Annotated in this window: 9 protein-coding genes; 5 read left to right on the forward strand and 4 right to left on the reverse strand. The window is 59.4% G+C overall.

The annotated features are described in order from the left end of the window. Positions 1-62 precede the first annotated feature (62 nt). Positions 63-2,849: an insulinase family protein gene (locus AB5Y83_RS14485; protein ID WP_368175396.1), complete on the reverse strand. Its 2,787-nt coding sequence runs from the start codon at positions 2,847-2,849 to the stop codon at positions 63-65. A gap of 162 nt (positions 2,850-3,011) precedes the next feature. Between AB5Y83_RS14485 and sixA the strand changes: the two genes are divergently transcribed. The 3 genes from sixA to AB5Y83_RS14500 all read left to right on the forward strand — a co-directional run bounded on the left by sixA (position 3,012) and on the right by AB5Y83_RS14500 (position 4,901). Beyond that, entirely contained in the window at positions 3,012-3,479 is a 468-nt protein-coding gene (gene sixA, locus AB5Y83_RS14490; protein ID WP_021230584.1) for a phosphohistidine phosphatase SixA, read from the forward strand. Between the two features lie 133 nt (positions 3,480-3,612). Further along, complete coding sequence (locus AB5Y83_RS14495; protein WP_005336998.1) at positions 3,613-3,819, forward strand: DUF1107 domain-containing protein; 207 nt, start codon at positions 3,613-3,615, stop codon at positions 3,817-3,819. A gap of 164 nt (positions 3,820-3,983) precedes the next feature. Next, complete coding sequence (locus AB5Y83_RS14500; protein ID WP_107683106.1) at positions 3,984-4,901, forward strand: DMT family transporter; 918 nt, start codon at positions 3,984-3,986, stop codon at positions 4,899-4,901. A gap of 104 nt (positions 4,902-5,005) precedes the next feature. Here AB5Y83_RS14500 and AB5Y83_RS14505 read toward each other — a convergent pair whose 3' ends face one another. Then, positions 5,006-6,622 (reverse strand): peptide ABC transporter substrate-binding protein, encoded by a 1,617-nt coding sequence (locus AB5Y83_RS14505; RefSeq protein WP_368174443.1) that lies wholly within the window; start codon positions 6,620-6,622, stop codon positions 5,006-5,008. Positions 6,623-7,004: 382 nt separating this feature from the next. Here AB5Y83_RS14505 and fbp point away from each other — a divergent pair, with 382 nt between their 5' ends. After that, positions 7,005-8,039, forward strand: a complete 1,035-nt coding sequence (fbp, locus tag AB5Y83_RS14510) for a class 1 fructose-bisphosphatase (protein WP_005336993.1) — start codon at positions 7,005-7,007, stop codon at positions 8,037-8,039. Between the two features lie 241 nt (positions 8,040-8,280). Here the strand turns inward: fbp and mfd are convergent, their stop codons facing one another. Both mfd and AB5Y83_RS14520 read right to left on the reverse strand, forming a co-directional pair. After that, positions 8,281-11,748 (reverse strand): transcription-repair coupling factor, encoded by a 3,468-nt coding sequence (mfd, locus tag AB5Y83_RS14515; protein WP_368175409.1) that lies wholly within the window; start codon positions 11,746-11,748, stop codon positions 8,281-8,283. Between the two features lie 56 nt (positions 11,749-11,804). After that, positions 11,805-12,380 (reverse strand): hypothetical protein, encoded by a 576-nt coding sequence (locus AB5Y83_RS14520; protein ID WP_064336238.1) that lies wholly within the window; start codon positions 12,378-12,380, stop codon positions 11,805-11,807. 76 nt (positions 12,381-12,456) lie between these two features. Between AB5Y83_RS14520 and AB5Y83_RS14525 the strand changes: the two genes are divergently transcribed. Next, on the forward strand, positions 12,457-13,692 hold the full coding sequence (locus AB5Y83_RS14525) for a lipoprotein-releasing ABC transporter permease subunit (RefSeq protein ID WP_368175397.1): 1,236 nt from the start codon (positions 12,457-12,459) through the stop codon (positions 13,690-13,692). Positions 13,693-13,742 lie beyond the last annotated feature (50 nt).

Here is a 13,742-nt window from a genome sequence, read left to right on the forward strand (position 1 = left end):
GTCGGCTTTTTATTGCCTGCGATTTACCGTGGGCAGGAAAAACGGGGGATGTCGAGGCCTGATCAGGCCTCGAAGGTGGCGGCATTGAGCCGAAATGCCCGTGGATCGTCGATAAACTGGCCGGTGATCCGCTCGTCATGTTCGTGCCCCTGACCATAGCTGCAGAGGATCAGTCGATCGGAGGTGCGCGAGCGCAGCTGGGTGATAAAGCGCACCAGATCGGCGCGACTCAACTTGCCTACCTCGTCGCAGACCCGTTCCCGCTGATCGAACCCCAGATCCTTGTTGCCGATGCTGACCCACAGCCGCTGGCCGCGACTGCGCAGGTTGGCATCCCGCTCGCTCAGCTGGGCTTGCAGCCCCGCCTTGCTCTCCTGCCACTGCTGCTCGGTAAATTCGAGCATGGCGAGCGGGAAGAGGTCGATAAACTCCTCCACTGCATCGAGCAGGATCTGCGGCCCCGCCACCGGCGACTGGATATAGAAGATCAGCCCCGGGTGGCGATTGAGAGGCAGGTTGCCAGCACCCACCACATACCCCAGTTGCTGGCGGGTGCGCAGTTCATGGAAGAAGGTGGAGGACATGATGTGGTTCGCCAGAGTGAAGCAGGCGAGATCCCGCGCCCGGGTGGTACGGGACTGGTAGTAGACCAGCAGTGCTGAGTCTTCGTGATCGCAACCCTGTTCGCGAATAAGGGTGCCCCTGTCCTGAATGGAGATGAGCGGACGACGGGTCTCGCCGCTCGGCTTGCTGCTGGTGCCATTGATATCGCTCAGGTGACGCTCCATCAGGGCGGCCAGCTCCAGCGCTTCGGCGGCAGTCCAGTCGCCATGCACCAGTGCCTCGACATGCACCTCGCCAAACAGCTGGGCCACGAAGCCGGGCATCTCCTCCAGCTCGACGGTGCGCAGGTGGCGCAGCAACTGCTCGAACGGCGGGTTGTTCGGTTGCAGCAAACTGGTGAGCTGGTTAAAGAGCTGGGAAATGGGGCGCGCCTTGGACTGGTTATCCCAGTTGCGAATGAGCTGCTCCTTGATCTCGGCGAAGCGACCCGGATCCGGATACCCCAGGGTGCGGTTGCCGAGGATCATGTCGAGCAACAGCGGCTGCTTGTCGGCAAAGCCGCTCAGGTTGATGGTAAAGCCCCCCTGATGGGCATAGATCTGATAGCCCAGCCCCGCCAGCTCCGCCGGATAGGTGAGGGCGTTGAGGTGGTCGGCCAACAGCTCCACGGCGAGGCGCGCCATGGCTATATTGCGCGGATTTTTGACCGCATGTTCGCTGTCGATGGAGATATAGAGATTGCCCTTGGGCACGCTGAACAGGTGCTCATGGAGGTGCCAGAGGCGAAAACCGGGGCGATCGATAAGGCAGGCGGGCATGTCGGCGGCAAGCTCGGGCGTGCGCGGATCGAGCCTACTGCTGATAAAGGGGTTGGGTTTGGGCAGCGCCAGCGCCGGCGCCGGCTCGCTCTGTTGCCAGCGAATTTTCTCGGCCTCGGTAATGGTCGCCACGCTATAGGGGGTCTGATACCAGCGGGCCAGCCGATCGGTCGCCACTTCCGGCGCAGTGATGGTGATTCGCAGGTTGTGCGGGGTGAGTTTGGCGAGGAAGCGGCGGATCAGCCCCTCGTCATATTCGCGCATCATGTAGTCGCCGTAGAGCAGATCCTCTGGTTTGTAGCTAAAGAGGTTGAGCACCAGCCCCGACACCGTATCGAGGGGGCGGCCGCGCTCCTGAAAGCGAAACGCCGATTCGAGCACGGTCCGTTTTTCGTCATAGCGCCAGCTCTGCAGCCCTTCGCGGCCAATCAGTTTCAGATAGCCAAACAGGGCGGCGAGGATGTCGTCCACATGTTCAAGGCCCAGAGGAGTGAGGCCAAAGTTGACGCCAAAATCCTTGAAGTTGGCGCCGCTGATGCCACCGCCCGCCGAGAGCTGATTGACCCAGCCTCTCGCCTTGAGCAGGGAGAGCAGGCTGCCATCCCCCTCATAACCAATCAGATGGCTCAGGAAGGTGAGGGGCTTTTTGTCGTAAAACTCGTCCACATTGGGCAAGGGGAAGCTGAGCGACAGCTTGCGGGTCTCCTTGACCGGATTGATGTGGATACGCACGCCGAGATCGTCGAGCCGGTAGAGTGGCATGGTGAGGGTCGGGGTTCCCAAATTGCGATTCAAAATGGGAGCAAAGTAGCGACAGCACCACTGCAACTGGATATCGATGGATTCCGGCGAGATCATCACCAACGCCATGCGATCCGCGCTGTAGTGGCTTTCGTAAAAACGGATAAGGTCGGAGCGCAGATCCCGCCCCGGCAGATCGGCCAGGGTATCGAGGTTGCCCACCGAGAACTTGGAGAAGGGGTGCGCCGGGTTGACCGTCTCTTTATGCACCTGATAGCTGCGGCGCATGTCGTCCTGCAGCTTGAGGCGATACTCGGAGTCGACCGCGTTGCGCTCCTTGTCCACCCACTCCGGATCAAAGGTGGGGCAGATAAAGAACTGGGAGAAGCGATCCAGCCCCGCTTCGAAGAAGCCGTTGTCGATCTCGAAGAAGAAGTTGGTGAACTCGGTGCCGGTCCAGGCGTTGTTGCTGCCGCCATGACGGCTCATAAATTGCTGGTACTCACCAGGCTTGGGGTAGGTGCAGGTGCCGAGAAACAGCATGTGCTCGAGAAAATGGGCCATTCCCTGCCGGTCGGCGGGGTCGTCAAAATGGCCGGTATTGACCGCCAGTGAGGCGGCGGATTTGTCGGTGTCGGGATCACAAATCAACAAGACCCTGAGCCGGTTGGCCAGCTCCAGAAAATGGTATTGCCGATGGTCATTGGGACTGGCATATGGGCTCATTGGCGTGTGACTCACGTTGGATTTATTTGAATTTAAACATGATTATCGACCCCGCTATCCCGTCAGGCAAACCCTTTTCTGAGAGGTAGCGCAATTGTTTCCACACCCGTGGCGGGGTAAGATCCCCCGGCTATCAAAACAGGCCCGTTGGGCGAGGTTGTAATGAAGATCTATATCATGCGTCATGGCCAGGCTGGCATGAATGCGAAAACAGATGAACAGCGTCCATTGACCGAGCAGGGTATTGAAGAGTCTATCCAGATGGCCCGCTGGCTGGCGCCTCAGCTGATTGGCCCGCTGGATCGGGTGATCCACAGCAACTATCTGCGGGCACGCCAGACCTGGCAAGCCATATGCAGTGAATTACCTGACGCAGCAGCCGTTGAAGAGAGTGGCGACATTACCCCTTACGGTGATCCCGCTTTCGTGGCCAGCTACCTCACCACTTTGGCTGAACAACATGACCAGATCCTGATGGTCAGCCATCTGCCGCTGGTGGGTTATCTGGTGCAAAGCCTCTGCCCGGCAGCAGGAGCACCCATGTTCGCCACCTCGGGGATCGCTTGTATCGAGTGGCACGATGGCAAAGGAGCCTTGCTCTGGCTCGAAGGGCCGCATACAATAGGCTAAAAGTTAATAAAAAGTTATAGATTGAATTTTTTGGGAAGAGATGGGCGAGTTTTCCGGATTTTTATAAATATTTTACGGAATTAATTCGCAGAAGCTGCTGTCATACGGATACAACTGCAAGAGGTTGCAAACGATGAGAGTGTTCAAGAAGTACCTGCCACTGATGGTGGCAAAGCATGTCAAAACCTTCTTTAAAGGTCGGATTTACATCCATGGTCGGGGGCGGTTTGATTTCCAATCCGGTTTGTTGCTGATGCCGAATCCGGCGGATATTCCCCATCGCCAGACAGTCACCGAGGTCAACGAGCTGATCTCCAGACTGCACATGGATGCCGCGTGATGCGCTTCTGAACCTGTTTCTGCACTGATATGCCCGCACTTTTGCGGGCATATTTGTTTCTGGCTACTGGCGTTCACCATGTGGCTGTTCAGGCCCACACCTTTGTTTCTCTCCCATCGCCCCCTATACTGGCCCGCTGTTGTCTCTTCGGTCTGGATCCGCTCATGCCCCTTGCCTTTCTGTTTCCCTTCTCCTGCATTGCCATCTGGGCTGGCAATGGCATCGTCAGCAAACTGGCGGTTGGTGTGTTGTCCCCGGCGGCCTTGGCCTGGTCGCGCTGGGTGGTGGCTGCGTTGGTATTAAGCCCGTTTCTGGCCCGTCGGGTATGGCGTGCGCGTGCCCGCATTCGTGCCGGTTTTTGGCAGATCGCCATGCTGGCTTCGCTGGGCATGGTGCTCAACCAGACTTTTGGGTACTACGCGGCGCAAACTCTGGGAGCCACCGAGATGGGGTTGATGATGGGACTGACGCCGCTGCTGACCGTGCTGTTCAGCATCTGGCTGCTGCGTGAGCGGCCCACTTGGGGCGCCGTGCTGGGGGCGCTGCTTTCCATCCTTGGCTTGTCTATCTTGCTGGGGCAGGGGGATCCGACCCGGCTGTTTACCCAAGGCATTCATATCGGCTCTGTCTATATGCTGATTTCGGCCGGTACTTATGCCCTTTACAGCGTGCTGCTCAAGAAGTGGGATCTGGGGCTCGACAACTGGTCGCTGCTCTACGGTCAGGTGATCTGCAGTGTGGTGATCCTGACCCCCTTCTTTTTGCTGGTGGATGGCCAGTGGCCGGATGGGCGTGCCCTGTGGCTGATCCTCTATGCCGGTATCCCCACTTCGGCGCTCTCGCCCTGGCTCTGGATGCAGGGTATCGCCCTGCTCGGTGCCAACCGTACCGCCATCTTTATGAACCTGCTGCCGGTGATGACGGCTGGCCTTGCCATCACCCTGCTGGGTGAGCGGTTGACCAGCTATCACCTGATCGGGGGTGGGTTGACCCTGCTGGGGGTCTTGCTGGCACAGCTCTTGGTGCGTCCGGTGGTGATGGGGCGCCGTCGGGTAGTGCTGGCTCCTTGTCCCGAAGAGTAATCTTGCGTGAAGGTGTAAGTAGGCCCAATGGCCCGCTTGGCCGCCAATGAAAAGCGCCTGCAGCAATGCAGGCGCTTTTTTATGGTCACATCTTGCCGAGCCGGTTACTGGGCAACCAGATAGAGCTCCTTGCTGTAGACCACATCCTGCGGGTTAAGGTGGGGGTAGCCTTTCACGAAAGGCTTGAGCAACCTGGATTTGACCGAGAAATAGATGGGGGCGATGGGGGCATCCGCATCAATGAGCGCTTCTGCCTGTTGATACAGGGCATTGCGTTCAGCGGGATCCAGCGAGTCGTGGGCCTTGGCCAGCAGGGCGTCGTACTCCTTGTTGAACCACTTGCCGCTGTTGGCACTGCTGCTGGAGGTCATGATATCGAGGAAGGTGGAGGCGTCGTTATAATCCCCGTTCCAGCCATAGCGGCTAACGCCAAAATCCCCCTCGTTGAGTGCCGAGACCATGGTCTTCCACTCCATGTTGTTGAGGGTGGCAGTGACCCCCAGGTTGTGTTTCCACATGGAGGAGACGGCCAGCGCAATCTTTTTGTGGCTCTCGTTGGTGTTGTAGAGAATGTCCACGGTGAGTGGCTTGTCCGGACCATAACCCGCTTCGGCCAACAGGGCTTTGGCTTGCTTGATCCGCTCCTCTTTGCTCTGCAGCTGGCTGGCCGGTTTTTTCAATTCAAAACCGTCCACAATGGGGGGCGTGAAGCTATATGCGGCAATTTGTCCCTGCCCCAGGATCTTGTCGGTGATGGTCTCCCGGTCGATGGCGAGCGAGAGCGCCTTGCGTACTTTCGGGTCATCGAACGGTTTGCGCTGGGTATTGAAGACATAGTAATAGCTGGCCAGCGTGGGGACGCTGACCAGTTCTTCCGGGCTCTTGCTCTTGAGCTGCTTGTACTGCTCCAGCGGATAAGTGGTGTAGTGCAGTTCACCGGTGCGATAGCGGTTGTAGGCGGCGGTTTCGGAGACGATCTCCAGATAGATCACCTTGTTCAGGACGGTGTGCTGGTTGTTCCAGTAGTGGGTATTGCGCTCGGCACTCAGCCGCTCGTTGGGGGTCCACTCCTTGAGTACAAAGGCACCGTTGGAGACGATATTGCCCGGTTTGACCCAATCCTTTCCGAATTTTTCAATGGTGGCCTTGGGGGCCGGGAACGTGGTGTAGTGGGCCAGCGTCTTCAGGAAGAAGGGGACCGGATTTTTCAGGGTGACTTGCAGGGTGTGGTCATCGAGCGCTTTGATCCCGAGTTCTGACGGGCTCTTCTTGCCCTGTGTCACCTCCCTTGCATTGACCACTCCGGTCAACTCGATAAACCAGGCGTAGTTGGAGGCCGTCTTGGGATCGGCCGCCCGTTGCCAGCCGTAGACATAATCGGCGGCGGTGACCGGTTCACCGTTTGACCACTTGGCCTCGGGCCTCAGCTTGAAGGTGTAGACGGTACCTGTCTTGTCGACCTCGTAGCTGACGGCGCCTGCTGGTTTGATCTTGCCTGTATTATCCAGCTCATAGAGCCCTTCAAACAGATCGTTGACGATGGCACTACCGGCGGTCTCTTCTACCAGCTGGGGGTCGATGGTGGTGGGTTCGGTGCCGATATTGGTCACGTAGATTTGTTGGGCATCCGGCAGCAGCTTGGTACCGGCAGGCACCTGGGCAGCCCAGGCGGGAAGGGCAAACAGTCCGGCTACCATGCCGGCAATGAGAGTCTTGTTCATTGATAATCCTTGAGTTTTATTTGCTTCCAAAGCGAAATCAGTGTGCTGGATTGGCGATCGGATCTCAAGAGGCAATGGCTGAGGGAACGGCAGGCCCATCAGACTCCATTTTTAATGGCCCAAGGCCAGTCAGCTCATGGCTTGCAGCAGGTTATTGCCACGAATTAAGGGGCTGAAAGTTATCGATTGAAACCGAATAAAACGCGCCTTTTACCATAACGTGAAGCAAAATAGCCTATTTAATAGGCCGCTTAATTCGCTGCAAAAACAAAAAACAGACGTTACATTAGGTTACAAATCAAGGCCGCCGGTGATCGGCATTTTTTTTGCCGATGCCTGCAAACGTTTTCAATGCCAACGGATGCGATCTAAAGGAACAAAAATGCGAAACATGATCACCATGGGTGAGTTCATCGTCAAAAAGCAGGCGGATTATCCTACCGCGACCGGCGAGCTGACCTCGTTGCTCAGCTCGATCCGCCTTGCTGCCAAGGTGGTGAACCGGGAGATCAACAAGGCGGGACTGGCGGATATCATCGGTTCCATGGGCGCTGAAAACGTACAGGGCGAGGTGCAGCAGAAGCTGGATGTCTACGCCAACGAACGCTTCAAGGCGGCGCTGGAAGCGCGCGGCGAGGTGTGCGGCATGGCCTCGGAAGAGGAAGAGGACTTCGTGGCCTTTGACTCACCGCTCTCCAAAAACTCCAAGTATGTGGTGCTGATCGACCCGCTCGATGGCTCCTCCAATATCGACGTCAACGTCTCGGTCGGAACCATCTTCTCCATCTACCGCCGTTTGAGCCCGCAAGGTTCGCCGGTGACCCTGGAGGACTTCCTGCAACCGGGCAACCGTCAGGTCGCCGCCGGTTATGTGGTCTACGGCTCATCTACCATGCTGGTCTACACCACCGGCTTTGGCGTCAACGGTTTTACCTACGACCCCTCCATCGGTTGCTTCTGCCTCTCCCACGAGAACATCCGCATTCCGGAAGAGGGCAAGATCTACTCCATCAACGAGGGCAACTACATCAAGTTCCCGGACGGGGTGAAGAAGTACCTGAAATATTGTCAGGAGCGCGACGAAGCGACCCACAGACCCTACACCTCCCGCTATATCGGCTCCCTGGTCTCTGATTTCCATCGCAACCTGCTCAAGGGCGGCATCTACATCTATCCGTCCGGCACCAACTCGCCGAACGGCAAGCTGCGCCTGCTCTATGAGTGCAACCCGATGGCGTTTCTCGTGGAGCAGGCCGGTGGCAAGGCCTCCGACGGTTTTGGCCGCATCATGGATATCCAGCCCACTGCGCTGCACCAGCGTACCCCTTACTTTGTTGGCTCGACCAAGATGGTAGAGCGCGCCGAGGCCTTTATGCGCGAGTTCTCCGCCCATGAGGATCCAGCCAACCAGGGCTGATCGTCAGAGGTGTAGGTTGGTGCTGAGCGCAGCGAAGCCCAACATTTACCGATGCGATTCCCTCTCCCCCAGGGATAGGGCAGGGTGAGGGGAATGGTTTTCACTGCCCCCCCCTCATCCCCGACCCTTCTCCCACAAGGGGAGACGCTAGTCACCAGCCAACATAAACAAAACGGGAGCCAATGTGGCTCCCGTTTTAGTTGGCATTATCTCTCTGGCTCGCCGCCAGCGTTGCAGAGACTCACAGGCTGTTGTTGGCCAGATCAGCCAGCAAACCATCCACCAGTTTCAGGCGCATGGCGCGATCTTGGGTCGGCACCTGGAAGCGCAGCCGGGTCGGCCCGTCCATCTTGTAGACCCGTGGCTGGCTGGAGAGCAGTTTGACCAGATAGGCCGGATTGACCTTGGTCTCCTGAGTGAAGTCGAGATAGCCGCCGCGCTCGCTCATCTCCACCCGGCGAATGCCAAGGGCGGTGGCACGCTGACGGAAGGCTGCCAGCTCCAGCAGGGTTTTGGTCGCCTCTGGCAAGAGGCCAAAGCGGTCGATCAGCTCCACTTTGAGCTCGCGCAGCTCCTGCTCGTCCGCCGCACTGGCGATCCGCTTGTACATGGAGAGGCGCATATTGACGTCCGGAATATAGTCATCCGGCAGCAGTGCAGGCAGGCGCAGCTCCACCTCGGTGTGCTGGCTCATCAGCTGCTCCAGCGACGGCTCCTTGCCATTTTTCAGCGCCTCGACCGCCTGCTCCAGCATCTCCATGTAGAGGGTGAAGCCGACCGATTCGATCTGGCCGCTCTGATCGTCGCCGAGCAGTTCGCCCGCGCCACGGATCTCCAGATCGTGGGTCGCCAGCGCAAAACCGGCGCCGAGATCTTCGAGCGAGGCGATCGCCTCCAGCCGCTTGGCCGCATCCTTGGTCATCAGCTTGGGATGGGGGGTGAGCAGGTAGGCGTAGGCCTGATGGTGGGAGCGGCCAACCCGGCCCCGCAGCTGGTGCAACTGGGCCAGACCGAGATGATCCGCCCGATCCATGATGATGGTGTTGGCGCTCGGAACGTCGATACCGGTCTCGATAATGGTGGTGCAAACCAGCAGGTTGAAGCGCTGGTGGTAGAAGTCAGACATGATCCGCTCAAGGTCACGTTCGCGCATCTGGCCGTGGGCGATGCCGATGCGGGCCTCTGGCACCAGCTCCGCCAGGTCGGCGGCGCACTTCTCGATACTCTCCACGTCGTTGTGCAGGTAGTAGACCTGGCCGCCACGTTTGAGTTCACGCAGCACCGCCTCGCGTACCACCGCCGGTTCGTGCTGGCGTACGAAGGTCTTGATGGCGAGTCGCTTGGCGGGCGGGGTGGCGATGATGGAGAGATCCCGCATGCCGGACATCGCCATGTTGAGGGTGCGCGGAATAGGGGTGGCGGTGAGAGTGAGGATATCCACATTGGCCCTCAGAGCCTTGATCTTCTCCTTCTGGCGCACCCCGAATCTGTGCTCCTCATCGACGATGAGCAGTCCCAGATCCTTGAAGGTGAGTTCGGAGCCGAGCAGCTTGTGGGTGCCGATGATGATGTCCACTTTGCCTTCGGCCAATTCCTTCATCACAGCGCTCTGCTCCTTGGCGGAGCGGAAGCGGCTCAGCACCTCGACCCGCACCGGCCAGTTGGCGAAGCGGTCGCGGAAGTTGTCGTAGTGCTGTTGCGCCAGCAGGGTGGTGGGCACCAGCACGGCGACCTGTTTGCCGCCATGCACGGCCACAAATGCCGCCCGCATCGCCACTTCGGTCTTGCCGAAACCCACGTCGCCGCACACCAGTCGGTCCATGCTCTTGGCCTGACACATGTCCCCCAGCACCGCATTGATGGCGTTGAGCTGATCGTCGGTCTCCTCGAATGGGAAGCTTGCAGCAAATTGGCGATAGGCCTCTTTGTCGTGCTTGAAGGCAAAACCGGCGCGAGCGGCGCGATGAGCGTAGACATCCAGCAACTCGGCTGCCACGTCGCGCACCTTCTCCGCCGCCTTGCGTCGCGCCTTGCTCCAGGCCTCACCGCCGAGCTTGTGGCTGGGCGGGTTATCAGAGCCGGTGTAGCGGCTGATAAGGTGCAAACTGGTGACCGGCACGAACAGCTTGTCGCCGCCGGCATATTCGAGGGTCAAAAACTCGGTGGGCAGACCACCGGCGTCGATGGTTTCGAGCCCCAGATAGCGGCCGACCCCGTGATCCAGATGAACCACTGGCTGACCCTGGGTCAGCTCGCCCAGGTTTCTGATCACCGCATCGGAGCTTAAGTTTTTGCTCTTCTCCCGCGCCCGCTTGCTGCGCACCTTGCCGCCCAGCAGTTCAGTCTCGGTGATCAGCGCCAATGGATCCTGACCGGCCTCCTGCCACAGGAAGCCACGTTCAAGCGGTGCCACCAGCAGGCCGTGACGATCCTGGCTTGCCATAAAGGCGTCGAGGGAGGGGAACTCTTTGGGTTGCAGCGAGATACGCGCAAGCAGATCGCCGAGCACCTCCCGCCGTCCTTCGGACTCCACCGCAAACAGGGTGCGCCCGGCAAAACCTTGCAGGAACTGGTTGAGCGCCAGCAGGGGTTGTTCCTTGCTGTGATCGAGTTGCAGATCCGGCAGCGCCGAGATAGGCAGATCGTGCTGACCTGCATCGCCCGCAGTGGCGGCCTCTTGCAGCCGCACCGCACCATATTGGCCCAGAGAGGCAAAGAGCTGCTCCACCGGCAGATAGAGCTGGGCCGGGGGTAGCAGTGGGCGGGTGTTGTCCCAGCGTCTGTCTTCATAGCGCTGGCCAATGTCGTTCCAGAAGCGCTGGGCGGCGGGGTAGATATCCCCCACGGTGAGCAGCAGGGTCTCTTCCGGTAGGTAGTCAAACAGGCTGGCGGTCTGGTTGAAGAAGAGCGGCAGATAATACTCGATGCCGGCGGGCCAGCGCCCCTTGCTCACCTCCTGATAGACGGAACCCTCGGCCCGCGACAGCTCGAACTGCTCGCGGAACTGGCCGCGAAACAGTTCGATGGCTGCCTCGTCGGTGGGGTATTCCCGGGCGGGCAGCAGGCTGACCGTCACGACCGGTTCGCTGGAGCGCTGGGTTTCGGGATCGAACGGGCGGATGGAGTCCACTTCATCGTCGAAGAAGTCGATGCGATAGGGGCTGCTACTGCCCATGGGGAAGAGATCGAGCAGGGAGCCGCGGGCGGCAAATTCGCCATGTTCCAGCACCTGATCCACCGCCACGTAACCCGCCTCGGCCAGGCGGCCGCGCAGCTGTTGCAGGTTGAGGCGCTGACCGGCCTTCACCATCAGGCTGTATTTGTCGAGATAGACCCGAGGGGCGCAGCGCAACATCAGGGTGGAGATGGGGACAATCAATACCCCCTTGCTCATCTGCGGCAGCTTGTAGAGGGTCTCGAGCCGCTGGGAGATGATGTCCTGATGGGGAGAGAAGGTGTCGTAGGGCAGGGTCTCCCAATCGGGGAACAGCAATACGGGGGCGGACTGATCGGCTAGCTGCTTGTCTGCCAGCAAATAGTGCAGCTCCTGTTCAAGGCGCAGGGCGCTCGGGGTATCGGCGGTGATAAGCAGTACCGGCCCCTTGGCTTCATTGGTGAGACGGGCTGCAATCAGCGAGAGGCTGCTGCCGACCAGCTGGCCGAGCGTGATCTTTTGGCCCGCTTTGGCGGGCAAGGCGGGGAGTGTCATTGGCATGATTCGATTCTTTTAACGTTGACGTTATCTATCGCTGACGTTTGCTCTGGTTAGCGCTGACGTTCTTGGGCGCGCAGCTTGAGCTGCTTCGATTGCACGTGGAGGCTGGCACGAACCAGCAGTTCACGGTCATCTTCGCGGATCCGCACATAGTCGAGCTGCACATGGGTGCCATGTTCACCGCCGTCAAGCTGTTTGACCTGGCCATAGCAGTAGATGGCGGCCGCCTCTTCCCGCAGGAAGATCTTGAGACGCACGATCTGGTGCAGGTGCGGCGCATCCCCGTGACCATGATAGGGGTGCAGGTAGGTGAGCTGGCCAGCCCCGAAGCGCAGGGTGTGAAAGCGCTGCTCCGGATGGTCCTGCAGGGAGAGCACATAGCCCATGATCATGTCGATCTTGCGGGACTGCTGATTGACGATCTCGATCAGATCGTGCATCGACTCGTTCTGGTTGCGCAGCAGGCGAGTGGTCACCAGATCGATGGAGGTAATGGCCGAAGAGATCCGAAAGGGCTCCGGCAGCTCAGCGTCCAGCTCCTCCAGCGAGGGGAGATGGAAGTCGGCCGGCATGGGGATCACATTGACCGGCGTGGCATGAGTGACGCTGAAGAACTGTTCCTGCATGGAGGCTATCCCTTGTTGTCATGGACGGTTTCCCTTTATTATCCGGTATCTTATTTTGTTGGCAACGTACATATCCTTGAAGACCGGACTTTTTCAGCCCCTTTCGCTGGCCATCGGCCTGCGTTATGCAGGCTCGAAGCGCAGCAATCGCTTCGTCTCATTTATCTCCCTGTTCTCTACCTTTGGCATCGCCATCGGGGTCGCCGCCCTGATGGTGGTCATTTCGGTGATGAACGGTTTCGAAGGGCAGCTCAAAGGGCGCATCCTCGGGGTGATCCCCCATGTGGTGGTGACCAATCAGGCTGGCCGCATTGATGCCGACCCGCAAGGCTTGCCGGATCTGGCCAAATTACCCCATGTGGTCGCCTCGGCCCCCATGCTCGACAGCGAAGGGATGCTGCAAAGTCCCGGCCAGCTGACCGGGGTGAGTGTGCAGGGCATCGATCCTGCGAAGTGGCCCAAGGATGACATCCTGCACTCCCAGATGCTGGGGGGGCGCCTCGATACCCTGCAGGCCGGCCACTACCGCATCGTGCTGGGGCAGGGGGTTGCGCGTCGCCTCAATGTATCCATCGGCGATCAGGTTCGCCTGCTCCTGACCGAGGGGACCCGCTTCACTCCGTTTGGCCGGGTACCGGCCCAGCGCCTCTTTACCGTCTCCGGTATCTTCGGGGTCGGCGCCGATGTGGATAACCAGATTGCGCTGATCGCCCTGGGGGATGCCCAGCGGCTGCTGCGCCTGCCGACAGAAACCGTCGGTGGCATTCGCCTCTGGCTCGATGATCCCTTTGCGGCCGATGAGGTGATCAAGACACCGTTGCCGGATGGCTTGATATGGCAGGATTGGCGCCGCGAGCGGGGCGAGCTGTTCCAGGCGGTTGCCATGGAAAAACGGATGATGGGGTTGATGCTGGTGCTGATCATCGCCGTTGCGACCTTCAACATTCTCTCCGCGCTGGTGATGGTAGTAACGGACAAGGAGGGCGAAGTGGCCATCCTGCGCACCATGGGCATGAGTGAATCGGGGATCGTCAAAATCTTCATGGTGCTTGGCGCTTCCAGCGGGGTGATTGGTGCCCTGTTTGGCGGGCTGGCTGGCCTGGCGCTCTCCTTGGGTCTCAACCCCCTGCTCAATGCGGTGGGGCTCAACCTCTATATGGCGGCGGGCGGCAGTGGCCTGCCGGTCATCGTCGAGCCGGCTCAGGTCATCACCATTTTGCTGGGCGCCGTGCTGCTGAGTTTCAGTGCCACCCTCTATCCGGCGGCCCGCGCCGCACGGGTGAAACCGGCCGAGGCGCTGCGTTATGAGTAATGCCGTGAATAATACATCTTCTGTTGTTACCTCCGGTGCGAGTACCGGCG

Source organism: Aeromonas sp. R5-4, from assembly GCF_040908215.1.
In the GTDB taxonomy this organism is placed as follows: domain Bacteria; phylum Pseudomonadota; class Gammaproteobacteria; order Enterobacterales; family Aeromonadaceae; genus Aeromonas; species Aeromonas veronii.